Source organism: Pseudomonas sp. 3B-A001-10F (assembly GCF_056313565.1).
In genome coordinates, this window is record NZ_JBQYFW010000001.1 from 140929 (window position 1) to 164519 (window position 23591).

Below are 23591 nucleotides of genomic sequence, written 5' to 3' on the forward strand. Positions count from 1 at the left end.
ATAGCGATGGTTATGAGGGCGGGTTGGCGGATTCCAAGGGGCTGAGCCAATAGAACTATTCCTGCGCAGAAACCTGATTGGCTTCCTCAAGCAAAGAACCCGTAATCCTTCGGCCGCTGTAATCACTGACAAAGTAATTGATTCGGTTAGCCAGATACTGAATCGATAACCAGCCCAAACCGTGGTAGTCACGCATCTCCTCGGCGTTGAGCTTGATCATGGATTGGTACCCCACAAAAGACGCTTCACATTCAACGAGGATGTAGACAGAACCATCTTCAGCCTTGAAAAGTCGCCAATAGCTGTCGTCGGTGTGATATTGCGCGGGGGTGAGTCGAATCCGTTCCATGATTTTAATTCCGTGGATTTTCTCTTGGTTTTGAGACCTTAACATGGCTGCAAAGCCACAATTTAGATGAGGTGTTTCTGGCCGGTTGCCGGCGTTAACGACATTCAGCTTCGGGTCCAAAGCGCCAATCGCGGATTGAAGAGACAAAAGTTATGACAACAGCACATTCACCCGCTAAACACCATTAGACGCGAGCTCCAGCAACCTGGTGAATTGAGCAATCGCCCGATGAATCTCATCCTGAGTATCACCATCCCAATCCTCAACGGTCGCCAACTCAGCCTTAAGCGCGTCAATTCGATCGCGAATTTCAGCAATCTCTTCATACCCACACTGGCGCGCAATTGCCGCCCACTTCTCATCCGAAATACGCTGCTGTACGGAAAGGCCCACACTCGCTTGCGCGATCATTGCTGACAGTTTGCTCATCAAATATCCCTCCTCTATTCCTTGCAGACAGTCGGCCCTATGCCCTCACCGGAAATGGGCATGATGTCATTGGCCGTGCTGAGCCTCAGCGCTTTATTACTGAACAGGCGCCCAAATCAGCGGGCTAAACGAGACCGAATCTATGCCGACATACGGTCCGGGGATACCTCAACGTAACTCGACTCCCCGCCTCCACTGGCACCGGACAACCACCCCCACACAAAGCTCAAAGTCGTTCGTCCCCCGTCATCCACCCCGACAATGCCACGGGACCAACCGGACAGAACCTCGTCCTCAGTCGTCAGGCAATGAAACAGCAACTCAATGGTGTCAGGGCCGGTCACGCGCCCCACTTGGTGCCCCATTCGAATCCGGCCGCCCTGGTAAGTGCTGGAAATGCACGAACCCTCAACACAGTAATGAAACACCGTGCCGCGACCCGACAGTCCTGCGTATTATTCGCTACCGCGAATCGGCGATCATGCAAACGTTCGCTGACTTGAGAAAAAAGGGTTCCCATAAATATCGCGTCCTTGATGTAGAAGGCTATTCCAGTGTGTGAGCATCCTACCCCATCGAATTTCGGATTTATCAGCCGGCTTTTCTGAACCTTTTCACAGGCGCGTAAAAAACTGCTCAGGGTTCTGCCGAGCAAGCCGTTACAACAAGGGAGGCGTATGAAAGTAAGTCGCGACGACAGGCCTGAAGCATTCCAACGTTTGGAACACCTTCTATACGGCTTCAACTATCAGGTATGGGTAAACGTCTATGGCCCGCTCGATGCGAGTCAGCCATTAGTTGATGCCCTTGAAAACGCAATCTCGCCGCGCAGTGTGGTCGCCAACATAACGACCACATCCATTGCCGAGGTGCAAAAGGACGTGATCGAGTTACTGCTATATCCCGGTGAACCAGGGATTGGTCCGATTGAGCTTGACGTTAAACGCGAAGAAATCACGCGACTTGCCAACGAGATGATGCAACTTGCACATGTCGATGAGGCTGACCAGATAAGCGCCTTCAGATACGTAAAGGGGCACCCGGGTTATCCGGTTTTCTGGGAGTTTGCCTACGACGTACACGCTCAAGGGAAACGCTGGATCCTGCTAGGGTGCAGCAGCGACTGATCTACTCTTTGCCATTCATTTTTTGTCTGTTTTTATGGAACCACCGATGGACATCAGCAATACCCTGGAAGAGAACACCCTAGAACAATCGCTCGAGTTGGCTGCGAAAGAACCTGCCCGCCGACCTGAATTTTTTAAGACGCTGTTGAACTCAATGGTTTATGTCCCGGGCTCGACCGGCGCGGGCAAGGGACACATTGACCTTGAGGCTGGCAGCCAAATCAGCATCGCACATTGGGAAAAGCAGGACGGCACGGCAGTCATCCCGTTTTTTACCTCGCTGCAAACGCTGGAACAGTCCATAGCTCGTGGCGAGTCCTATCTGGAAATTCCGGCCAGATCCCTGTTTGAAATGACACTGGGCACTCCGCTGTTCCTGGAACCGAAGTCGCCCTATGGCAAAGAGTTTCTCCCGGGAGAAGTGCAGAACCTGCTGTCCGCCGAGATTGGCCGGACCACACAACGCACATTGGAAAAAGACGCCCACGTGCAACTCGGGCAGCCCGCGCAATATCCAACAAAAATGGTTAACGCGCTCACGCAGCTATTCGCCAAACATCGCAACATCAAACGTGGGTTTCTGGCGCTGATGTACAACGTAACGACGGATGAAAAACCTCACCTGGTGGTTGGCATCGAAGCGGACGGCGATATTGAATTGATCTTGCGCGAAGCCAGTCAAATTGCCAGGGACACCGCACCCGATGGCGAAGACGTTGGCCTGTATCGCATTCAGGAAGGTGAGCAGGACCTGAGCGATTACTTCTTTACACAAACCACTCCGTTCTATCAGCGGACGTTGGGCAGCAAACTGCGTTCATTGTTTGGTTTTGGTAAAGCGTGACCGAGCTCAACCCCAAACTGACCGCAGATCAGGCGTGCGCAATCGTGCTCGCGCTGTTTGACGGTGTGATGAGAGATGGCAAACCCGAGCGGTTTGTCATTCAGCACTGTGAGCTGTCCGCCAACGGTGATTACTGGGTCATTCGCAGTAACAGCGAGGACTGCGTCGTCCACGGCATGACAGAGTTCTGCTACGTCGGTGTCAATGCACACTTGATCAATGTGGTGTCCGGCGAGCGCGAGACGGTCGCCAATTGCGTTAGTGTCGAGGAGTATCTACAGGACAAATACGACCTGACCGCGGCGGCGGGCAAACAGTATGTACTGACCCCGGCACTCGACCGGGCGAATAAACCCGCGCTGATCAATCTGCGCCGAAAACTGCAGTGCACCTACCCGCAAACCCTCGCGTTGCTGACGGGCCCGCAACGGCTATGGCTCACGGGTACACGCAGACGTCTGCAAGACGCACAGCGACTGCTTGGCGAGCAAGGCATCATCACTCAAATCGAGTTAGTGCCTGATGCCAGTGAAGCCGTCGCCATCGGCGTCGAAACCTGGTACATCGAGGCGGTGCTGAAGGCGGTGCGCAAGCGCTTGAGTTGAGCGGCGAATGACTCGTCGCGCTCAGTCAGACTCAGTCAATCAACTTGCTCAGGACTCGGTGCCCATCCTCCGTCACCTCGACCATCGCCGACAGCATCACGCTATCTGCACCGTCCCGGGTGAGCACGGTCCAGAGTTTCGGCGGCAGAAACCGCACGCCGACGCGACCGGACTTTGCCACCACATAAACGTTTAACACCTGCCCGGTCTCCATCAATGCTGCATCAGCGTACTCGCCCTTGTAACCGAGCACCTGAGGTGCCTGAACCCGCATCTGGCCCATGGCATAACCCGACAGCTCCTGCACGGCGACCGCTTCGCCGGCATCAAGCTCCTGTTGAATCGCGCTACCGATATTCGATACACGCTCGCCGGCCCGAATCTGAGCGATACCACTTTGCAGCGCGCGGCGCGCCGTCATCAACAGTTGCCGCTGCTGTTCAGTGGCATCGGGGGTAGCGAATGTCCATGCCTGGGCAACATGGGCTTGGGGTGATGCGGCGATCAACTCCACTTTGACCAATGCAGCCTCGGGGAAAGGCTTGTCAGTGGGAGGAGCGTTGCCCACCTGGTTATTCACTGATACCGGCACTGCCTCCGGGTATCCCTTGTACCCCACGGCCATCGGCCGCCAGCCGTATTGCGAAAACTGCTTCAGTAAAAAGTCCTGAATCGCGATACCGCTACCGCCCTCGCGGATCATCGGTTTGACCTTGAGCAGAAGGTCACTGGCCATGGGGGCGAGCAGTGTTTCCTCAGCCAGAATTGTCCCGCTATCCAGCTGAGCAATGCGCGCACCCAGTTTTCCGTTACCGGCGGCGTACTGGTCGTAGCGCGACTCGGTGGCAATCACATTGGTACAAAACAAAAATGAAAATATTCCAAGCTTTTTCAAATCGTCGCTCCTTGGACGCGAATGACGGGGATCAAGGATCGAAGCCTGCATCCTCGCCACAGATTATTTTTCGTTTAGCTTGTATCGGCTCAGTGAGCAGATCTTGAATCAGCCGTGGCCGAGGCAACGAATTCACTGCAAGTTGACGGGATCGGGCTGCGTTGGAGCGTAAAACGAGATTCAACGTTAAGTTGATTTTCGGCAGTTTCGAATGACTGCATCAGCAATGTTCGCTGATCAACATCAAGCCGATGCAATTACCTCGAGAAACACGCCTTGAATCTCGCCGCGACCGAAACCTCTGGGAAATTTCCTACACGCCAACGGGAAGCCGGCTATTCGATGCGCGCCTCGTGATCCTGATAATTCAGCCCTTCGTTGGCCGACGCCAACAACGTCCAGATGCAGTCAGCCTGCATTGAATGGCCGTTTTCTTCTCAGGAGGGCACACACCATGAAGATCGGGTTACGGATGCTGGGCGGGCTTGGCGCAACGGCGTTGATGCTGATGGCGGCGCCGGCGATGGCGGCTTGCACCTGGGCGACGGGCAACAATACGGTCAAGCAGTTGACGCTCACCGGCGGCGCGGTATTCGCGCCGCGAGACGTACCGATCGGCACCACGTTGAACACCAACGGCACCATGCGACAGCTGAATTTCGGTGACACCTTGCAGTGTTATGGCACCGCTTCCTATAACACGACACTGGTCGGTCCGGTGGCGGTGAACATTCCGGTGGACGTGCTGAATGTGCCAGCCAATGCCTTACTGCAGACCAACGTGCCCGGCATTGGCCTGGCCATCTACATGACGGGTTTCGCTGCAGCCTGGATTCCGCCGCCGGGCAACCCCAGCCGATTCATTCCCTTCAACATGAATCGTACCGCTCCAAGCCAGGCGAACATGAACCAGGCGATGATGCGTTATGCGCTGATCAAGACCGGTGACATCGCGCCCGGCACCCACACCATCAATCAACTGGTCGCCACTGGCACTTCGGACATGGGTCCAATGTTCGACCTGACCTTCACCGCCACCGTAACCCTGGCCGGTTGCTCTCTGCCGGCCGCTCCCGGCAACCAGATCAACGTGCCAATGGGCACTTGGGAAAAACGCGTATTCAACGGCAAAAACTCCACCACCCAGGCCCAGCCGTTCGCCATTACCCTCAACGCCTGCATCGCCGGCAACAACTACCCGTCGAACACCAACGGTTACTTCAATGGCAACTTCGCCAACATTCAAATCGATGCCGACAAGACCTCAACCATCCTCGACGCGGCCAATGGTGTCCTGAGCCTGTCGAGCGATTCGACGGCTCAAGGCGTGGCCATTCAAGTGTTGCAGGACAACGGCACGCCGATGAATCTGGGTCAGCCCGTGCGCCTCAATCGGATCGTCAACGGCGTGACGTCAGTGCCGCTCCGAGCCCGTTATATCCAGACCGGCGATGGGCCGACGCCGCAGCCCGGCACCGCCAATGGCCATGCGAGCTTCACCGTGACTTACCGCTGAAATCCGCCAACAAAAATCCACCTGTTTTTCCCGACGCTCCCCTTTGCCATCGCCTATTTCGCGCGGTGCCAAAGGCGGGGCGTTTTTTTGGCGACGACTTATTGATCGCATAGCAGCGCTAGGAATTTTCCTACAAGCAAAGGGATTCTCCCTACATAGCGCCCGGATCCGCATCCCGATAATGAGCCTCAGACGCCACGCTCTGCCCCTGAAGGGATGGCGACGTCGATCCGTCTCAGGGCCTTCGGGCTTCAGGACATTTACTCAATATCTGGAAGTGATCATGAAAAATTTTGCGCTCAAAGGTTTGTCCCTGGCCCTGGTTCTGGCAGCCGCTTCGCAAGCTGCAATGGCCGCTGACGGTGAAATCAACTTTGTCGGCAGCGTGACCGACAACACCTGCCCGGTAGTGGTTTCCGACCTCAACGGTTCGGCCGGTGCCGGCGACGTTGGCCTCGGCAGCGTGCCGGCGACCTCTCTGGCCACGGCCGGTGCAGTGGCGGGTGGCGGCGCGTTCACCCTGACCATCGACACCACCGCACCGGGCTGCAACGTCACCGGCAAGAAAGCCGTGGTCAAGTTCCTCTCGCTGAGCGGCAACGCCGGTTCCAGCGGCCAGTGGATCGGCCTGCTGCCGGAAGCCGGCGTGGCCACCAACGTCGCCGTGCAGATCAAAGATGCGTCCGGCAAAGACGTGCAACTGGGCCTGGAATCCTCGCCTTATCTGGACCTGACCCAGCCGCTGCGCTTCACCGCCAACTACGTCGCCACCGGCGCAGCCACTTCCGGTCCGGCCAACGCCAAAGCCGCGTTTACCGTCGACTACCAGTAAGTCCGGTCAGCCTCCGGCGGCGATTGGCGCCGCCGGATGCCCTTCCCTTTGCCACGGTTTTTGTGGCCGTGCCGACAAGAGGATGAACGCAATGAACCCAGCAAAAACCTCCTTCAAAACCGCATCGGTATTGGCCGTGTTGTTGAGTGCAACGTTGCTCAGCAGTTTCAGCCAGGCCGGTGTGATGCTCGGCGGCACGCGTATCGTGTACGACGGCAACAAACGCGATGCCTCGATCACGGTCAGCAACACCACGGCCGAGCCCTACGCGGTGCAAGCCTGGATCAACACCGAGGCCGACGACAACACCACCGCGACCCCGTTCGTGGCCACCCCGCCGCTGTTTCGCCTCGATCCGCGCAAAGAGCAAATGGTGCGCATCCAGAAAGTCCCCGGCGATCTGACGCAGGACCGCGAATCGGTCTTCTACTTCAACGCCCAGGAAATCCCGCTGGCCGGCAAGGCCGACGCCAACACCCTGAAAATCGCAATGCGCACGCGGATCAAAGTCTTCTATCGCCCGCCCACCCTCAAGGGCAGCGCGATGGATGCGCCGCCACAACTGCGCTGGAGCCTGCAACAGGAACAAGGCAAACCGGTGCTGGTGGTCAACAACCCGACAGCGTTTCACGTGTCCTTTATCGGCGTGAAAGTCGAGGCCGGTGCGCAAGTCGTTGAAGTCAATGAACCGAAAATGGTCGCGCCAATGAGCAGCCAGCGTTATGCGCTGCCGGGTTTCACCGGCCGCAGCGGCGCGGTGGTGTTCTCCGCGATCAACGACTACGGCGGTTACAGCGAGCCGAAAAAAGTCGAGCTGAGCAGCGCCCCGTAACACCGCCACCCCTTTCCTTGCGAACCTGCCTGCACGCTGCCGATGCCGCGTGGCGGCCGAGTGTTGAGTATTGTCATGCGAATCGAAGCCCTGAACCGTCATCGTCAGTCCGCGCCTTTTGTTCCATTGCATCTGTCGGTCGCCATCCTCGCGGCGCTGATGGGCAGCTCGGCGAGCGCAGACGAACCAGCGAAGTTTGATGCCAGCTTCATGCAGCCCTTCGGCGGCGCCAGCGCCGGGCCCAACCTCGATCTGGACGCCATCGCCAACAGCGGCAGCATTGGCCCCGGCACGTATCCGGTGGTAATCCGGCTGAACCAGAGCTTTTTCGACCGCCGCGACATGACCTTCGCCAAGGACGCAAAAAGTGCTGAAGTGCGCGCCTGCCTGTCCGAGGCGTTTCTCAAGGAACTCGGGGTCAAGGTCGATGCGTTCCTGACCCCGGGTGAAACATTCCCCGCGTGCATCGACCTTGCCGAACTGATCGAAGGCGCTTCGGTGAGCTTCGACGCCGGGCGCCTGGCCCTCGACATCAGCGTGCCGCAGATCGCGCTGCGCCGCGACGCCGCCGGTTATGTCGCGCCCGAAGAATGGGATCGCGGGATCAACGCGGCGATGCTCAACTATCAGTTCTCGGCGGCCAACACCCAGTCCGACGCCCGAGGCAACGGCACGCAATACAACCTCTACGCCAACGGCGGATTCAACCTCGGCGACTGGCGTTTTCGCTCCAGCTCCTCGTTCCGTCAGGACGAAGACGGCCAGCAGGACTGGCAGCGCAGCAACACCTACGCACAGCGCGATCTGACCGCGATCAAAGGCACCCTGACCCTCGGCGAGAGCTTCACCCCGGGCGATGTGTTCGACAGCATTCCGTTTCGCGGCGCCCAGGTGGCGTCCGACATGGGCATGCTGCCGGACTCGATGCAGGGTTATGCACCGATCATTCGCGGCATCGCCGAAACCCAGGCCAAGGTCGAAGTGCGCCAGAACGGCTACTCGCTGTACACCACTTATGTGGCGCCCGGCGCATTCGAAATCGACGACCTCAACGCGGCATCGGGCAGTGGCGACCTGGAAGTGATCATCACCGAAGCCGACGGCCGCGAGCGGCGCTTCACCCAGCCGTACGCCACGCTGGCCAACATGCTGCGGGAAAAAACCTGGCGTTACAGCGCCACCGCCGGTGAGTACAACGCCGTGGACGGCGGCCAGCGTCCAGCCTTCGCCCAGGCGTCGCTGGCGTACGGTTTGCCGTTCGATCTAACGTTATATGGTGGCCTGCTGGGCGCTGATTTCTATCGCGCGGGCGTTGTGGGCGTGGGCAAAAGCCTCGGCAGTCTGGGCGCCGTGTCGTTGGACGTGACCCAGGCCCAGACCGATGTGCCGAGCGGGTCCGGCGTCACGGCCGGTAAAGAGAAAAGCCAGAGTTTTGGCGTGCGTTACGGCAAAGCCTTCGAGACTGGCACCTCGGTACGCTTCGCCGGGTATCGCTATTCCACCGAAGGCTATCGCGACTTTGATGAAGCGGTGCGCCTGCAAGAGCCGAACGAGTTCAACACGTTCTCCAAGCGCAGCAAAGTCGAAGCCAGCATCAACCAGGCGCTCGACAGCTACGGCTCGTTCTACCTGAACATGAGCAAGCAGAACTATTGGGGCACCTCGCGCGAAGATAAACAGATGCAATTGGGCTTCAACACCCAACACAAGGGCGTGACCTACGGCATCTACGCGAGCAAGACCCTGACCGATAACTTCGGCCAGAACAATCAAGTGGTGTTCAGCGTGTCGATGCCCATCGGCCAGACGCGCAGCACCGGCACCTACACCGTCACGCGCAACAACGACGGCAGCCTCGACCAGCGCGCCGGCCTGAGCGGGCGCGACGGCAACCTCAACTACAACGTCAACGCCAACCGCTCCGACAACGGCGGCAACAACGGCTCCGCCCTGATCGGCTATCGCGCACCGTTCGCCCAACTCGGCGCGGGCGTCAGCGTCGGCAGCGGCTACCGTCAGACTTCGGTGAGCGCCGCAGGCTCTGTGCTCGGTCACAGCGATGGCCTCGAATTCGGCCAGACCCTCGGCGAAACCGTGGCCCTGGTCGAAGTCAAAGACACCCCGGACGTCGGCGTCCTCAACGCCCCCGGCACCCTGACCAACGCCAAGGGTTACGCCCTTGTGCCGTACGTCACGCCGTACCGCAAAAACCGCGTGGCCCTCGACACCGGTGAGCTGGACAACAACATCGACATCGAAGAAGGCGTGACCAACGTCGTGCCCCGTCGCGGCGCCGTGGTCAAAGCCAGCTTCGCCGCCAGCCGCTCGGAAAAAGCCCTGCTCAACGTGCGCCTCAAGGACGGCAAGCAACCGCCGTTCGGCACCCCCATCACCAACGAAAAAGGCGCCAGCGCCGGCGTCGTCGGCCAGGCCGGTCAAGTGTTGCTGTCGGTGGGTGAAGGCAAGGTCTACCAAATGAAATGGGGCGAAAAAGCCGAACAGAGCTGCCGCATCGAACTGGACGTGAGCAAAGCACCGCTGGTGGATGGTTATCGCGTGGCGGATGCCGTGTGTAAATAAAACCGGGGCTTGATGCGCGGTGATGATCGACGCTGTTTAAGGATGCCAGGCCTCACACGCCTGGCATTTCAACGACCGGTTTAAAAACGTTCCGAGATACGTCCGACAGGCTACAACGCCTTGCGCCGTTGCCTACGACTACGCCAGAATCCGCCGGCTTGTGCGCCGGGTGGGCGGGTTCTATCGTGGGTCGGTCACTGAATAGCAGTGATCGGGTTTGGTAGCCCGTGTATACAAGGTGCGCAATTTCACTATTGGCGAAAGTCTTCGCCTGGCTTTTATGGTGGTCATGCGCAGGGCGCTTTCGAGCGCGCCGGTTTTCCTTGTGTCCCGGTCTACCAACCTGTGCATGGCCGCCACCCATCGTTTGGTAGCGAGTGGGTGATGGCTCCTTTTAAGCGACACAAGGGAGTTACATCATGTTCAAGATCACACCGAACCCGCCAGAAACCGATCCAATCGCAGGCGACGAATCCCCCGACGCCAAGAAATTCAACGAAGCCGTCGACCGCGCCCTCTCCCACTACCTCGGCCCTGCCCCGGAAATCATGCTCACCCCATACCAAACCAACAAGATGTTTATCGCCAACCCGAACACCAAGACTGAGGAATTGCTGGTGAATGCCAGTGAATCACTCGGCTCGGCTTCGGTGATGCTTGGGGATGTTATCGGGCTGGTGCAAGGACCGGCACGCAAGACGCTGCAAGGCATTGCGCAGGTGGTAATGCTTGGGGAGTTGGCGGTGAATCGGGCGTTGGATAACGTGGTGCCGGTGGAATAAACGGCGCTCTAACCATGGCGGCGGTTAGCTGCCGCCATGACGAAATGAACCTAAAAAAACATGAGCAAAACGGCAGGTTTCGGCTAGAAGCGGACACTCACGAACTATACGAGAACTGTGAAAAGGGGGGATCTATTCCTCTGAAAGTAGATCTTCCCCCTGTTCTGATTATCGTGGTTTTTTTTCAGAAAGGTATACCTTACTAATTACTCCAACCATCAGCACTCAACCAGCGAGTGATCGACTCCAAACAATTATATATTAACGATTCAGATGGGGCCTTCTTCAAATATCGCGGAAAAAGTCTAGAGTCATCAACATATATCTGAAGATGCGACTTTCTAGAAGGAAACTTGGTGAATTCAACGCTCTGCCAATCACGAACACTGAAGCACATCAGCCCACAAAACAAAGAAAAACGAATACCTTCCTCCTCAGTCAGTTTGTCATTGCAAAACATAACCAACCAGAAAAGAGGAAACCACACTAGGTAAAATGGAACGTTAACATAACTGTAATCCGGAACCCCGTCATGAGAGATTTTATCGCGGGCCTCCTTCAAACCATCAAGATTAAGTTCGATTTCCTTCTCTAAATCCAAGCCTCGAGTAAAGCACTGCCTTGCAATGTGACTTATCAGTCGACTTGAATTGGAGAATTTATTGATGGCCTCCATAATCTTTTCACAAAAGACCTTAGAGCTTTCTTTTTTCTTTATTCCTTTTAAACTCAACAACACCTCAATGCTGACCTTTGCCAGCAAGGCTTTATCATAATGACTATGAATTGAGTAAGTACTCCAGCATCGGTTATACATTCTCATTGCTGCCATATGATCTGCGGAGCTCAATCCATTCGTTAGAAAACTAACATAAGATAACTGAGATGCGTGCAAGTGTACTGGCTTTTGTTGATGCGAGATGCGATATTCATAGTAAGCTTGCAGAGACTCCGAGAAAGCAAACATGCCGTTTGTTAATTCAACCTTTTGCTCAAACGCGCCATCTGGATTTTTCTCTATGACTCTGAAACACTCGAAATTTTCACTCGATACATAACCTTCAATACTGCCCGAATACGACGGATTGAGAAAAAAATATCCAAATTTCAACTTTTCCAGTGCATCAAAAATTCTGAAATCCGTTTCGCGATCGAGATAGTCGCCACTTTCGAACCCGTCCACTTCTATAACAGAACCTTTGCCATCAAAAACGCTATCTAATAGCAAACTGCTGTAGTTACTGTCATTCAGGAATGGCTTGATTGAAAAATCGGAAAGCGTGATGGTTTCTTTAACGTGGACTAGCGGAAGATAGTAAAGTACTTTTCTCCTTTTTTCCGAAAAGTCCACTTCTCCTCCGCGAAATCCACTTAGTATAGCTAGCTTTTTCTTAGTTCCTTTATGCCATCCAGAGCACGCTTCAGCCTCTGACATTTCGTAAGACTTTCCGAGATCACGTGAGCTACGCCCCTCTCCGCGCTCACGAGACAGTTTAAGTTCGACGTCATACTTCTCAAAAGCTTTTATGAAACAAGCGCCTGCCGAGCTTAATTCTCCTTTTTCATACTCCAACTCGATATCAGCTTTAACCTCTTTAAAAGCCTTATTAACTAGATCATACTCAAATCCAGCCTTAACCAGTTTCTCAATGACCGACTCTGACCATAGCAAGTAATCCATCAGCTTCCATCCTTCTTAATTTAATCCAAATTTTATGGGGCTCATCCCATTATCGAAAGCTGCCTCATGCCTATCCTGACTTGCTAAGGTCTATCACCTTGCCGCGCAGCAACGACAAGGTGATAGCTGTCCTACCTGCATCGCTCCTCACGAGAAGCAGCCCATCGTGGCGAAATCTGCAAATTCTGTACGACCTTCAAATCACCACCCGCTCCAGCTCAACACTTCACCCGCATAGTCCAGGATAAGCGCGCAGGCGACTGCAACACTGTGGAGGACCATCGAATACACAACCCCGCCAGTTATCACCCTCCCCACAGCGAAGATCACGCCTAGGGCGAACATAAGCGCGTGAGTCGTCCAGAGTTGGTAGACGCCGAAGTGTGCCCACATGAAGCAACCGGCTGATAGCAAGATCGCCGCGACGGCGACGGCCCAGTGCTTATTGAAGGGCAGCGCCTGTAGCAGAAATGTGCGGTAGGCCAGCTCTTCCACGATAGGGGGCAAGACAAGGACCGATCCGATCATCAGCCAATACTGGGCGGGCGTCTGCCCGAATCCCAGCATGGACATCTGAAATTCTCGACCCAACCCCAGGTGCAGAACCACGGCAATCTCAATCAGGTAAGTGAGCGCTACAGCGGCAGCCCCCAGTCCCAGCAACTTGGTATCGAACCGTCCGATCAATTCAAACCCAGGCCACAGCCGGCGTTGCAACAGCACAACAGCGATTAAGAAAAATGCAGGTAGCCCGTAGAGGATGGGTACAGTAAACGCCAAGAGCGTCACCATATCGAAGGCATGCTTCAGATAATCAGTAAATGCCCGGTAAGCGAAAAATACTGCTGGCCCAAGAATAAGTCCTGGAAGGATTTTGGAGGCGTAGGAAGCCCTCGCTCCCATGGTTAGGGATTCACTTGAAGACATTGCGTAGGAAGTCCTTTTGATGGTGACGAGCCAATACCGGAAATAAGGTGTTGCCGATATGGTCCCTAGGGTTTGCCTGAATCTGGTGTTTGAGAAGCCAGGCTTTCTCGCTTGTTGTTGTCCGCCGCGTTCTCGAGTATTCATAACTGTTAGCCCGTGCTCCACATCTCTACAAATCTACAATTCTCTACCTCCATGGCTAGGTGGGACACTCCATCGTAATAGATTTGCACAGGTCTTGATCAGGTGAATTGATCAGCCATGAGTATCGTAGACTCATTTCCAACGACTGCTTTTGGCCGGTTAGCGACGGTCAAGGCTCGACCGTCGCTATGCATTTTCAAACCTCGGTCTGTTCCGCCATCTCTAGGGCGTCGTCGACTTCAATTCCCAGATATCGAACGGTGCTCTCCAGCTACGTATGGCCAAGCAGCAGTTGAACCGCTCGCAGATTCTTCGTCCTGCGATAGATCAGCGATGCCTTCGTACGCCTCATTGTGTGAGTGCCATACTTTGCTGGATCAAGGCCAACTGCTTCCACCCAGCCTTTGACGATACGTGCGTATTGACGTGTTGATAGATGGTCTGAGGTATGCAGCTGACTCGGAAAAAGGCAGTCCTCGCTCCGGAGTTGGGCCTGGTGTATCCAGGCCGCAATAGCAAACCGTGTTTCTTCGGTGATCTCGAATTGCACTGGCCGCAGCGTTTTCTGCTGCATCACCATGGCGCGTGGTGATACGTGCTCGCCATGGGCGACGTCGCGCACACGAAGCTTGGTTAAGTCGCAGGCCCGAAGCTTGCTGTCGATGGCCAGATCGAAGAGCGCAAGATCACGGGTTCGTTCTGCAATTTGAAGCCTTACCCGGATGGCCCAGATATCTCTCAGTCTGAGTGGAGCTTTCTGCCCGACCAGTTTTCCTTTGTTCCAAGGCTGGCGGCTGCAGGTAGCGAAGATGTTCATGACGAGTCCTCCACGTGTCGAAGGACAAGGATGGCTGACCAGAGGACGGGTCGCTAACCGGCCAAAAGGAGCCAGTCGAAGGCATCTGGGAAATTACGGGCGATTCGCATCTACCCTGCAAAAAACCTATAAGGCCTCCCAAACAATCACTTGATGATCCACAATGGATCTGACTCCTAGATCTTTGGTGAAGCATGGCCGCTATTTCGAATCGCCGTTTTGTCCTACCTATCCTGATAGCGTGCTCGTTCGCGACTGGTTTATTTTTCGGACTAGTAGCAAAAGGTTTGTTAAGTCCTTCAGGTTGGGCTGAGGCCCTTTCCGGAGTCGCTACGGTAGTAGCTCTCATTCTAGCTGTCGTCACATATATAGGATGGCACAAACAAAAGATTAGAGAAGACGCATACTCAACAAAGAAGCTATATATTTCAACACTTGTTCAGATCGAATCAACCACAGTGCAAATAGCAAATCTGCTGTTCAATCTTGTCCCGGAAGCTGGTATGTTGGTGCCTAGTGATTCTCAAGCAAAGTCTAATCTAGAGAAAGTAGTTGATAAGAACAACGAACTGAAACTCTATTCCCAACCTCTTACTTCCGTTAATAGCGAGCTTGGCTTTTGGGGGGCGTCATTGAGCCAGGACTCAGCCGTCGAGCACGTCAAGCTGATGGATGCAATAAACGAGTACTTAACGTCTCTCCATTACCTTCATAACTGCCTGATAAATTTTTACGTCCACAAATCAAACGACAATACCATTCAGCAATGGAAAACAAGATTTATTGAGGCCAACAAGACCATATTTGATTTGTTCAACTCAAGAAAGAGAAAAAGCATGAGCACAGTTTTTCTAGACTAGCTCTATTTCAGATGCTCTGCGGACATGTAGGTTACGGCATCAACGCTCTTACGTACGCCTGACAGGCCAGTCGCGCGATCAGCCCGTTATCCCCGTCTCGGTGATGGCCACAATTCGTTGAGCATGCGTAGGGTCAAGTCAGACGCAAACGCCGCATGAGCCAGGCCGATGATTGAAACGATTGCTGTCCCTTATCAGCCAAAAGGAGCCAGTCGGATGCCTCCAGGAAATTAGGGGGTGATTCAAAACAACCACGCAACCCAGAACTTCACCCCACGCGTTGTGAAAGAACATCAACCCACTTCGCATTCATCTCCGCAAAAACTGTATGGAAGTGGTTGTCAGGAAATTTGGCAAGCCTGCCAAATTGATCAGTTGCATCCATCAGTACCATCAACGAGGTGGAAATGATCGTTTCTACAAACTTAGGTGAATCAGCCTGTTTATAGACCATATTCGTTTCATTCTGATGTCGGAATGCTAGCACGGCTAGATCGTTATGTGAGAAAGCACAAAGCATCGAATAAGGTCCAACTAAATGACCTAACCCGGCAGCACCAATATCGTCGCTTATTTTCTTGGGCTTGAGGCCGGCAGCACGAAAAACCTCACACTCGGAATGACAGATATCGTCCATTTCTTTTATTGAAATTTTCAATTGTTCAGGAATATGAGGGTCAGCAATTATCCCCTTGTAGACACGTCGCTCACCTTTTAATTTTTCATATCGCATCTGGTCAATATAGGTGTTACTCGTCTCAAGCATCTTCATAGCTACGAGTGCCTCGATCATTGACCTCACATGAGTGGCTGCGTGCGTACTCATATGGGCATTAGCCAAATGCAACATTGCCTCAAACTGCTCAGCAATAGTTAGTACAAGGCTGACCCGCAAACGATCTGGTGAAACCAATGGGGGCCGAGCACGAATAATAAGGCTTCGAAGACCTTCAAGTATTTGCTCCGCCGATTTGAGAAGTTGTAGGGCCGTCGTTGTACTCATCTACTCTCCACCAATAGGTTCATTCTCGCATCAAAATAGACCGCCGAATGCGTTAGGCAAAGCGTTACGGATGGCGTGAGTGAGCAAAACGAATTCTGCTGGCTCATCGCTTCCCATGCCCGAAGCTACCCGGCAGGCGCGCCCATGAGTCGAGCATATCAACACGCTTTGGCGCCTTCCTCTCCTTCGTAGAAACAGGCTTCACCGGTACTTTTGCCTTAAATTTCGCTCCGGCGAACTCTTCCACACTTACCTTAAAGCTCATATGCGTATTTGGAGGTTTCCCGCTCCTTGCGAAGACGGCCCCCACCGGCCCCATTTTGCTTGTCAGCCCAAGGCGTTCACAGATCCATGCTGAAACGAACAGCTTAAAGTCACGACCGTCGAATACGTTCACCAATGCACCAAGAAGGCTGTAATCACCATGCTTTTCCGAATGTTCTATACAGTGCGTAAGCGCCTGGCTATACAGGTAGGACATGAGAACCTTCTTTTCGTCGAGAAGTGTTCGTACTGATCCTTTGCTCAGGGCTACGATCTGTTTATATGAGTCCTTCATACTGCTTCCAGCTCCTGCCGTTCATGTATTGAGGCCAATTTAACCTAAAAAGCAGGAGCTCTGAATGTCCCTCTTTTCGTAGGCGAACCATAACTCCATTTTTGCCAGTTGCCATTAGGGCTGATGGTCCGCTTTTGGCCGATATCTGCCTTTCGCGCCAGGAAGCTTTCGGCCATACACCGTCACTACATCAGCACAGGAATTGGTTGGGAGTACACACCGGAGTCGTGGACTATTAATTCCAAGTTAGTGTTCACTCAGCCAGGACTGCCTACCTAATGATTTCCTTCATTCGACTCGTATGCCCGTGGTCCAGCCACCTAATTGAGAAGACACTCTAGGGTTATGAGCCACAAGAGTAATCACAGTAAAGACGCTCATGCGCTCCAACGGTAAGAGACTTACCCTACAGGTAGGAATATGTGCATTGAACACAAGCTCTGCGTCCCTAATTCGCTGAGTGCTGGGTGCTCCATTTTGCATCGGGTAGGTAGCACTAAAATTCGGTTTTGGTAACGATTGCAAAGAACGGGCGATGGAGCGCCAACGTGGCAACAACAGTACAAACGACATGGCTGTAGTGGCAAATTTTTGCAAAAAGACAACGCACCTGAGAAACCCAAATATCTTTAAAGTCCTTCTAGGATTTTCGTTTGGCCATCTCCTTGAACTCTTGTGCCTAGCTATCGCACACTCCATCAGTAGTGAAATATGCCTTGCTTTCAAAGAAGGACTGAACTTTTTTAGTTTGCGCAAATTTAGGGTGTTTTGAAATTTCCGTAGTTCTGGATTTGCTCTGGATAGCTGCGGCGCAAATAGCCAACTATCGAGCCTTACCGGATTGCCGATGGTGCAGGCACGGAGATCCAGCAAGTGAGTGGCGGCAGCCATGGCTAAAGAATTCGTAAAAGCCGGCGATAGGGAATGTATCTTTCGTTGCCGTATATGAAGCGCCAAGCTGTCGTCTCGATCCCAACTCAGTGAGAGGCGTTTATCGAGCGCTGCGGTTAAACCTTGCCCTTTCATTGGTAGAAACAAAACAGCACAGCCAATGTAGAGTCCTGGTAGGAAATACCAGGGAAAGCTCAAAGTAATATCAAATATTATTTCGCATAAGCGGAGGGTCAACTGCGAAAAAAAATACATAACAAGTGACAGAGTCAGCGCTTTTATAAGATTGAAACGATGCAGTCGAAAAAAATATCGACGAATCGCACTTACTACAGTGGTCCCTTTAAAAAAACTGGCTGAACGTTTCTGAGTTCGCATTATCAGTTTATCGAGTAGTAAAGAAAATAAGATGCACCCTCCAAGGAATGCTAGTAGTTCGTATAATGCCATTATGAAGCTATTCATAGGGATTGCTCGGTCAACTTTTGGCCCCGGAATTAATCGTAAATTTTCCGATTAAGAGGCTTTATGGATTCATGCATGTTCTCATCTCGGGCAAAAGCTATGACTTGCGCCCAATTCACCGTGTCAGTTTCAAACTCTTGGAGTCTGAAGAATTTTCACGGGCCCTCGCACACAGACTGCGAGAACACACCTCGAAGAGGCATTATGCCATCATGGCTGGAGAGGAATGAATATTTAGCCCTTCAATCGGCTTGGGAGGCAGATGTCGCCACGACGCGATGGTTCAGCCCTGCGAAATGGTGAACTCACCAATGTCAGCCTTTGGCCGATCGGTGCCATTCGTGGAGGGCACCGATCGGCCATAAGAGGAGGTTCAGAAGCAACCGCTACCGGCCGGCTATTCCGTTCTGCTTCAGACTCTCGGCTCAGGCTGGGCACGCATAATCTCATGGTGACTTTCTTCGTTATCCCTATTCATATCTACTCCACGACAGACCCGCTTCCTGATTCAGCCCCCCACACACACTGACTCCAGTGCCAATCCAATGCATCTGCACTCACTCGATCAGAATCCTGTTTTGGCAGACGAACCAAAGAGCCGTCCAGCGTCGCGTAATCGGTATCGATCAACTCTGGTGAAACCCGTATCACCATTTTCTCCGACTCGATGGCGATCAGCCGCAAATCGAACAGGGTATGAATGTCCGCCCTTAACAGAATTCCATTCGATACAACGTTGGTATGAACTCCCTTATAGGGGTAAATGTGAGCAGCCTCGAGCACGGCAGGCAGGTTGCATCCTGTGATGGCACAGGCGCTGTCATAAGCTCCCATCAGCGCTTTGCGGAATGCGGGTTGCCCGCGGCGACGGACAATGTCGGCGGTTACGCGCTTTCTGGCATCGGCGATGTCCTCAGGATCAAAAGTGCCTCCTTGCTCAGCAACCTCCTCAGCGTCTGCCAGTGCTTGCTCGACCGGATTCGAAACTCGCCGAACAGAAACACCAAATCGGCTACCCGAAGATGCATCGGGGTAGATTTCCCAAATGCCGTGCTGGACCGGGTCGTAAACCTCAAAGGCACCCTTACCGACCTTGAACAGCCTGTCGTAACGATTGCCCTGATCAGTCGTACGCGGCTTTTCATTTTGTGTGTAGCCAGTCCGGGCAGGTGAGTTGACGGACAACATGTAGAGGTCTGCCAGGTTGTTGGTGTTGTACCCCGGATCCTTGGTGAGGATCCAGTCTTCAACATCTTTCCGACTGGCTTTGCCCCCAAGCTCAACGACAGCCCCTAGGGCTTTTTCCCAAGTGCGAAGGTCTTCAAATTTGGCCAAACGTCATTTCCCCTTGAATGCTATGCCTGCGCTTAAGCGAATTGCTGATGAGCGCGTTGCCACAGATCGTGCATGTCATCGATCAGGCTGACAGCAATTAACTCCCTCGTCTGCGGATCCCGGAGGAGAACCAAATCTTCATTGGTGGGCGTATGCAAGTTCACATTGATCTTGGGGAATTTCCAGAACAGGGTGCCTGAACTGCGAGTATTGGGCGCGATCAATCGACCCAGCGCCATGAGGCGCTCCCGATCCTCCGGGAACTGCTCACCGTCGCAGTAGTAGCCGCTGTAGAGGCGATGATTGAGTTCGATGTACACGCCCCCCTTCATGAACGTGAAAGGGAAAGTGAGGCCGATGTACTTGCTGTTTTTGGCCTTTTTGTAATAAGCGTAAACCGCCTCTTTCGTGGCCGAAATTTCAGGTTTGCCGAGTTGAGGATATTGGCGAGCTTGATACGCTGTCATGCGCTCCCAGATGTCGATCTGTAGATCGGCCAATACGGCGTTGAATGCATGGTTGATATCGGCGATCACGAAAAGGTTCTCGCCTAGCAGGATCTGTTCTTTCAGCTTGTTCATGTAGATCTCGCTCTGGTCACTGGATGTCAGCTTTTGGAGTAGTTCGATGTACTGGAAAACGCTTTCTCGCACGCCGGGCTCGCGGGCAACCAGCGGGACACAGTCCTTGAGCCAAGGCACAATCTCAGCTTCATAGCTGAGGAGGATGACGGGCAGGGACTTGCGACTCCGCTCAGTGGGCTCGGAACCCTCCAGGGTGAGATAGGTGGTCCAGATTTCGGCGTAACCTTCTGCCTGCATTCGCTGGTGATAGCGCCAGAGCTGCTCATCCTGATCGCCGGCGTAGATCTTGTTTTCGATGATCAGTGCTTGCCCGGATAGGTTGCGGACCAGGATGTCGATGTTCTGGTACTCGACCTCGACAGTCACACTCTCTGAGTCGAAGTTCTCGATGCCCAGTCGCTTCAACAGGAGATTCAGCAGGGTTGTTCCCTGATGGTGGGTAGCCTTGGGATCAAGCAGGAACGCAAGGAAGCGCGAATGAAGCCGAACCTCGTCACTTGAGCTACGTAATACGGAGAAGAGATTGAAAGCTGGCGGGCGCTGATATCTCGCTCGCAGAAGCGCCACGGTTTGCAGAAAATCGTCCATGAGAGAGGGATCCTGATTAAGGCGGAGTGAGTGCGCGTAGTATCAGGGAAATCGTACACAATGGTAATGGCGATTTGATGCTGCTTATATCACGCAAGCATCAAGCCCTCCGCCCCAACACAGTCTCCAACTCCCCAATCCGCGCCTGCAAACGCTCTCGCTCCATAGAATAAAGGGAAGAAGAAATATCTTTACTTACGCTCAGAACGTATTTCAACGTCCGCATTGGGTCGACTTCGGCCCGTTACGAGAGACAGCTATTGGCCGAAGCCGAACTAGCTACTCACCACCCAGTCCAAAGAAACGGCTGCGTCCATGTTTAGGCAGCCTCTTCACCCCTTCTTCTTAAACAGCTTCTCCAGGTAATACTTCAAACTCCACCGATCCTTCGGTCGCGGCTTATAGTGCGTTTTATTCCTCTGCCCCGGCTCCCCGCTCACTCCACTCGCCGTGTAGTAATACAACGCAATCGACCGCCGAGTGATGTGCTCCGGCGTAGTCAACGGCTCCGGATGCCCATGGTTACTGTCCTTATCCGTATTGAAAATCACACACCGGTTATAAATCGGTAGCACCTTCTTCAGGCACTTCTTCATTCCCACATCCCAAAGCTCCAGGTTGCCGCCGTACGCCTCCTGCCAGTCCTCGGTCAGGTAAATGATCACGTTCAACCGCCGCTCAACGTTGAGCTTTTTGTTCAGCCGAAAATCCGAATGCACGCCGAGGAAGCCGCCGGTTTTGGTTTCGTGTAAACCACCGCCAGCAAAATAAGGATCAGGAATCAATCCTTGAATGCCGGTGAGTTTTTCGAGGAATTCCAGCATGGGTGCGGAGTTGAAGGTGTTGAAGACGTTCTTCAGGTAAGGGCTGCAGGCGTTGGGGCTGATCTGGCGTTTGAGTTGGCCTTTGTAGCCGCGCTCGTAGGTTTGTTCGTTGTTGGTCGGTTCGACCGGGAAGTGTTCGCAGATGCAGGCGATGACGTCTGCTTGCAGGAAGTTGTCGATGACGATGTGCGGGAATGGTGTGGCTTGGGTGTATTCGTGGGTCAGCGATTCGCCGAAAGCGCTGGCGGCGGTTTGGTCGAAGTCGAGTTCCGGGGTCAGGGTGATGGGGAGTGTTTGCGTGTTGGCTTGCATTGCCGCTCCAATTGACTTGAATGCTTTCAGGTCTCGGTAAACAAGGCTGGGCGCTCGGCGCGATGCCTTGGTTTTTTTGCTGAGTACAGTTGCGAGCAGGTTGCCATGTCGGCCATGGCCTGCCGAGTGTCCTTTTCTTAAACACGGCGCTGCGCTGTAACGACATGTTTCTGACTGTCACAAACGCGTCATATTGCCTCTGCTAATCTCCTCGGCGCCCTGCCCTACACCCCAGTCCTAGAGCCCCCCACCGAAGGTGCCGCCAAGGTGTTTCCGACTCCCGTTCGCCAGCAAATCATTCTGCGCTCCGACAATCTCCGTTCCGACGACTTCGGCGCGTTGTTCTCCCGATTCTTCGGCAACCGATATTCCGACTCCCCGCCGCTGCCGTCGAACATCATTATCGGCGGCGTTTACGGGCGGCACGATGGCGTCAGTTTCCGGCGCATGCATTACCACGGCGATTTCAGCGTTTCGTTTCCCGATCCGCAGGATGAGATCACGTTTGTGATCCCCACGGCGGGCAAGATTGTTTTCAATCACGCGACCGAGTCCATCGGTGTGACGCATGTGGGCCTGGCGGTTGATAAGGCCGATATTCGTTCGATGCGCTTTGTTGATGATCATGCGCATCACGGCATGTCGATCAATCGTCATCAACTCACCGAGCGGCTGTCGATGCTATTGGATAAACCGATTCTGCAGAAGATCGTTTTTGCACCCAGCGTGGACCTGAACACCGCAGCGTTTCAGGGGATTCGGGCGTTGATTGATCTGGCGACGGGGGCGGAGTTTGATCTGTTGCTCAACAGCGGGACGTTGATGCCGTCGCGGTTGCGCGAGATGTTGATTGATGCGGTGCTGGAGGCGTGGCCGCATAATTTTTCCGAGGCATTGCAGCGGCCGACGGCGATGGTTGCGCCACGGCATGTGAAGTTGGCGGTGGAGTTTATTCAGGCGCATCCGGAGCAGTTGGCCAGTGGCGTGGATCTGGCGCGCTTGAGCCATGTCAGTCAGCGCGCGTTGCAGGAAGGATTTCGGCGGTTTGTCGGGATGTCGATTGTGGCGTATCAGCGGCAGGTGCGGCTGGAGCGGGCTTATGCGGTGTTGAAGCAGCGGGGTTCGGGGTCGGTGACGGAGGTGGCGTTGCGGTTCGGGTTTAGTAATGTGGGGCGGTTTTGTCAGTATTTTCAGGGGGCTTTTGGGGTGAGTCCGGCGGAGTTTCGGGCTCGGGGGTGATTGGGTAACAGGTTTGCAAGGTAACGTGTGGTGAGAAGATTTCGCTAAACGTCGCACCGCGCCGATGGGTCGCTAAGCGTGGGGATGGCACGCCGGCGCGGTTGATCGAGGAGTGGGCGCGGAGGCGTTTGACCGAGTTGGCCAGTTGATTTTGCGGTGACTGCTTTCCCCTCATCGGAACGCCGCCCGCCTATCCCTCTCCCCAAGGAGAGGGAACCGAGCCGGGGATATTGAAGATCTACACCGACCTGAGAGTCTTGCTTTGAATCCATAATCGTCTCGATCTTTCAGGTCGATGAATGACGCAAGACGCCTCGGTCAGTCCCCTCTCCCGAGGGAGAGGGAGCCGATTCGTGGGCTTTTCAAAGTTTGAGTTCGACTCGGTATGCCACGTCGGTGTAACTCTTCCAATCCACGCGGTCAGTCCCCTCTCCCTTCGGGAGAGGGTTAGGGTGAGGGGCTTTTGTGGGAGCGAGCTTGCTCGCGAATGCGGTGGGTCAGTTGATGTTGACTGGTCTGGCGCTTTCGCGAGCAGGCTCGCTCCCACATTGGGTTTTGGGGTGTTTGTTGG

The 23591-nt window shown here is 54.1% G+C and carries 20 protein-coding genes and 2 pseudogenes; 10 read left to right on the plus strand and 12 right to left on the minus strand.

Annotation, left to right across the window (positions count from 1 at the left end; translation table 11 throughout):
* Positions 1-55: 55 nt before the first annotated feature.
* The 3 genes and pseudogenes from AC0ZWN_RS00770 to AC0ZWN_RS00780 form a co-directional block, all read right to left on the minus strand.
* The gene (locus AC0ZWN_RS00770; RefSeq protein ID WP_095126398.1) at positions 56-349 is read right to left on the minus strand and encodes a hypothetical protein; all 294 of its coding nucleotides are present in this window, start codon (positions 347-349) and stop codon (positions 56-58) included.
* Between the two features lie 174 nt (positions 350-523).
* Entirely contained in the window at positions 524-778 is a 255-nt protein-coding gene (locus tag AC0ZWN_RS00775) for a hypothetical protein (RefSeq protein WP_116255609.1), read from the minus strand.
* Positions 779-918: 140 nt separating this feature from the next.
* Positions 919-1298: pseudogene (locus AC0ZWN_RS00780) on the minus strand (avidin-fold protein).
* 157 nt (positions 1299-1455) lie between these two features.
* Here AC0ZWN_RS00780 and AC0ZWN_RS00785 point away from each other — a divergent pair.
* Genes AC0ZWN_RS00785 through AC0ZWN_RS00795 form a run of 3 tightly spaced genes read left to right on the plus strand, consistent with a single transcriptional unit; the run spans position 1456 to position 3354 of the window.
* The gene (locus tag AC0ZWN_RS00785) at positions 1456-1905 is read left to right on the plus strand and encodes a hypothetical protein (RefSeq protein ID WP_095126401.1); all 450 of its coding nucleotides are present in this window, start codon (positions 1456-1458) and stop codon (positions 1903-1905) included.
* Between the two features lie 46 nt (positions 1906-1951).
* Positions 1952-2749: an enhanced serine sensitivity protein SseB C-terminal domain-containing protein gene (locus AC0ZWN_RS00790; RefSeq protein ID WP_476333668.1), complete on the plus strand. Its 798-nt coding sequence runs from the start codon at positions 1952-1954 to the stop codon at positions 2747-2749.
* Positions 2746-3354: a hypothetical protein gene (locus AC0ZWN_RS00795; RefSeq protein WP_476333669.1), complete on the plus strand. Its 609-nt coding sequence runs from the start codon at positions 2746-2748 to the stop codon at positions 3352-3354. Before AC0ZWN_RS00790 ends, AC0ZWN_RS00795 begins: the two co-directional genes overlap by 4 nt.
* A 31-nt stretch (positions 3355-3385) precedes the next feature.
* Here AC0ZWN_RS00795 and AC0ZWN_RS00800 read toward each other — a convergent pair whose 3' ends face one another.
* On the minus strand, positions 3386-4249 hold the full coding sequence (locus AC0ZWN_RS00800) for a M24 family metallopeptidase (RefSeq protein ID WP_476333670.1): 864 nt from the start codon (positions 4247-4249) through the stop codon (positions 3386-3388).
* A 454-nt stretch (positions 4250-4703) separates the two neighbouring features.
* Between AC0ZWN_RS00800 and AC0ZWN_RS00805 the strand changes: the two genes are divergently transcribed.
* From AC0ZWN_RS00805 to AC0ZWN_RS00825, 5 genes are all read left to right on the plus strand, one after another.
* Complete coding sequence (locus AC0ZWN_RS00805) at positions 4704-5765, plus strand: fimbrial protein (RefSeq protein ID WP_476333671.1); 1062 nt, start codon at positions 4704-4706, stop codon at positions 5763-5765.
* Between the two features lie 283 nt (positions 5766-6048).
* Positions 6049-6597 carry a fimbrial protein gene (locus tag AC0ZWN_RS00810; RefSeq protein ID WP_093433268.1) on the plus strand — a complete coding sequence of 183 codons (549 nt, stop codon included), beginning with the start codon at positions 6049-6051 and terminating at the stop codon, positions 6595-6597.
* Positions 6598-6688: 91 nt separating this feature from the next.
* A complete protein-coding gene (locus tag AC0ZWN_RS00815; protein WP_476333672.1) occupies positions 6689-7429 on the plus strand; it encodes a fimbrial biogenesis chaperone in 741 nt (246 codons plus the stop codon).
* 75 nt (positions 7430-7504) lie between these two features.
* Complete coding sequence (locus AC0ZWN_RS00820) at positions 7505-10009, plus strand: fimbria/pilus outer membrane usher protein (protein WP_476333674.1); 2505 nt, start codon at positions 7505-7507, stop codon at positions 10007-10009.
* A gap of 419 nt (positions 10010-10428) precedes the next feature.
* Positions 10429-10791 (plus strand): DUF6124 family protein, encoded by a 363-nt coding sequence (locus AC0ZWN_RS00825; RefSeq protein WP_186625717.1) that lies wholly within the window; start codon positions 10429-10431, stop codon positions 10789-10791.
* Positions 10792-10993: 202 nt separating this feature from the next.
* Here the strand turns inward: AC0ZWN_RS00825 and AC0ZWN_RS00830 are convergent, their stop codons facing one another.
* The 3 genes and pseudogenes from AC0ZWN_RS00830 to AC0ZWN_RS00840 all read right to left on the minus strand — a co-directional run bounded on the left by AC0ZWN_RS00830 (position 10994) and on the right by AC0ZWN_RS00840 (position 14360).
* Positions 10994-12472 (minus strand): hypothetical protein, encoded by a 1479-nt coding sequence (locus AC0ZWN_RS00830; RefSeq protein WP_476333675.1) that lies wholly within the window; start codon positions 12470-12472, stop codon positions 10994-10996.
* Positions 12473-12673: 201 nt separating this feature from the next.
* A complete protein-coding gene (locus AC0ZWN_RS00835) occupies positions 12674-13399 on the minus strand; it encodes a lysostaphin resistance A-like protein (RefSeq protein WP_476333677.1) in 726 nt (241 codons plus the stop codon).
* Positions 13400-13739: 340 nt separating this feature from the next.
* Positions 13740-14360: pseudogene (locus tag AC0ZWN_RS00840) on the minus strand (tyrosine-type recombinase/integrase).
* 194 nt (positions 14361-14554) lie between these two features.
* Here AC0ZWN_RS00840 and AC0ZWN_RS00845 point away from each other — a divergent pair.
* Positions 14555-15220, plus strand: coding sequence for a hypothetical protein (locus AC0ZWN_RS00845; protein ID WP_476333678.1), 666 nt, complete (start codon positions 14555-14557; stop codon positions 15218-15220).
* A gap of 268 nt (positions 15221-15488) precedes the next feature.
* Here AC0ZWN_RS00845 and AC0ZWN_RS00850 read toward each other — a convergent pair whose 3' ends face one another.
* From AC0ZWN_RS00850 to AC0ZWN_RS00870, 5 genes are all read right to left on the minus strand, one after another.
* A complete protein-coding gene (locus AC0ZWN_RS00850) occupies positions 15489-16223 on the minus strand; it encodes a DUF5677 domain-containing protein (protein WP_476333679.1) in 735 nt (244 codons plus the stop codon).
* Positions 16224-16326: 103 nt separating this feature from the next.
* Positions 16327-16782, minus strand: a complete 456-nt coding sequence (locus tag AC0ZWN_RS00855; protein WP_061436649.1) for a hypothetical protein — start codon at positions 16780-16782, stop codon at positions 16327-16329.
* Between the two features lie 1836 nt (positions 16783-18618).
* Entirely contained in the window at positions 18619-19473 is an 855-nt protein-coding gene (locus tag AC0ZWN_RS00860; RefSeq protein ID WP_476333680.1) for an HNH endonuclease, read from the minus strand.
* Positions 19474-19505: 32 nt separating this feature from the next.
* Complete coding sequence (locus tag AC0ZWN_RS00865; protein ID WP_476333682.1) at positions 19506-20645, minus strand: PDDEXK-like family protein; 1140 nt, start codon at positions 20643-20645, stop codon at positions 19506-19508.
* A gap of 332 nt (positions 20646-20977) precedes the next feature.
* Positions 20978-21781 (minus strand): 2OG-Fe(II) oxygenase, encoded by an 804-nt coding sequence (locus AC0ZWN_RS00870; RefSeq protein ID WP_476333684.1) that lies wholly within the window; start codon positions 21779-21781, stop codon positions 20978-20980.
* A 267-nt stretch (positions 21782-22048) separates the two neighbouring features.
* Between AC0ZWN_RS00870 and AC0ZWN_RS00875 the strand changes: the two genes are divergently transcribed.
* Positions 22049-23020 (plus strand): AraC family transcriptional regulator, encoded by a 972-nt coding sequence (locus AC0ZWN_RS00875; RefSeq protein WP_476333685.1) that lies wholly within the window; start codon positions 22049-22051, stop codon positions 23018-23020.
* Positions 23021-23591: the final 571 nt, after the last annotated feature.

Excerpts from the sequence above, each read along its gene's own strand:
- AC0ZWN_RS00865 (WP_476333682.1), bottom strand. The coding sequence starts at position 20,645 with ATGGACGATTTTCTGCAAACCGTGGCGCTTCTGCGAGCGAGATATCAG.
- AC0ZWN_RS00805 (WP_476333671.1), top strand. The coding sequence starts at position 4,704 with ATGAAGATCGGGTTACGGATGCTGGGCGGGCTTGGCGCAACGGCGTTG.
- AC0ZWN_RS00785 (WP_095126401.1), top strand. The coding sequence starts at position 1,456 with ATGAAAGTAAGTCGCGACGACAGGCCTGAAGCATTCCAACGTTTGGAA.
- AC0ZWN_RS00845 (WP_476333678.1), top strand. The coding sequence starts at position 14,555 with ATGGCCGCTATTTCGAATCGCCGTTTTGTCCTACCTATCCTGATAGCG.
- AC0ZWN_RS00850 (WP_476333679.1), bottom strand. The coding sequence starts at position 16,223 with ATGAGTACAACGACGGCCCTACAACTTCTCAAATCGGCGGAGCAAATA.
- AC0ZWN_RS00810 (WP_093433268.1), top strand. The coding sequence starts at position 6,049 with ATGAAAAATTTTGCGCTCAAAGGTTTGTCCCTGGCCCTGGTTCTGGCA.
- AC0ZWN_RS00835 (WP_476333677.1), bottom strand. The coding sequence starts at position 13,399 with ATGTCTTCAAGTGAATCCCTAACCATGGGAGCGAGGGCTTCCTACGCC.
- AC0ZWN_RS00825 (WP_186625717.1), top strand. The coding sequence starts at position 10,429 with ATGTTCAAGATCACACCGAACCCGCCAGAAACCGATCCAATCGCAGGC.
- AC0ZWN_RS00775 (WP_116255609.1), bottom strand. The coding sequence starts at position 778 with ATGAGCAAACTGTCAGCAATGATCGCGCAAGCGAGTGTGGGCCTTTCC.
- AC0ZWN_RS00820 (WP_476333674.1), top strand. The coding sequence starts at position 7,505 with ATGCGAATCGAAGCCCTGAACCGTCATCGTCAGTCCGCGCCTTTTGTT.
- AC0ZWN_RS00830 (WP_476333675.1), bottom strand. The coding sequence starts at position 12,472 with ATGGATTACTTGCTATGGTCAGAGTCGGTCATTGAGAAACTGGTTAAG.
- AC0ZWN_RS00790 (WP_476333668.1), top strand. The coding sequence starts at position 1,952 with ATGGACATCAGCAATACCCTGGAAGAGAACACCCTAGAACAATCGCTC.
- AC0ZWN_RS00815 (WP_476333672.1), top strand. The coding sequence starts at position 6,689 with ATGAACCCAGCAAAAACCTCCTTCAAAACCGCATCGGTATTGGCCGTG.
- AC0ZWN_RS00855 (WP_061436649.1), bottom strand. The coding sequence starts at position 16,782 with ATGAAGGACTCATATAAACAGATCGTAGCCCTGAGCAAAGGATCAGTA.
- AC0ZWN_RS00770 (WP_095126398.1), bottom strand. The coding sequence starts at position 349 with ATGGAACGGATTCGACTCACCCCCGCGCAATATCACACCGACGACAGC.
- AC0ZWN_RS00870 (WP_476333684.1), bottom strand. The coding sequence starts at position 21,781 with ATGCAAGCCAACACGCAAACACTCCCCATCACCCTGACCCCGGAACTC.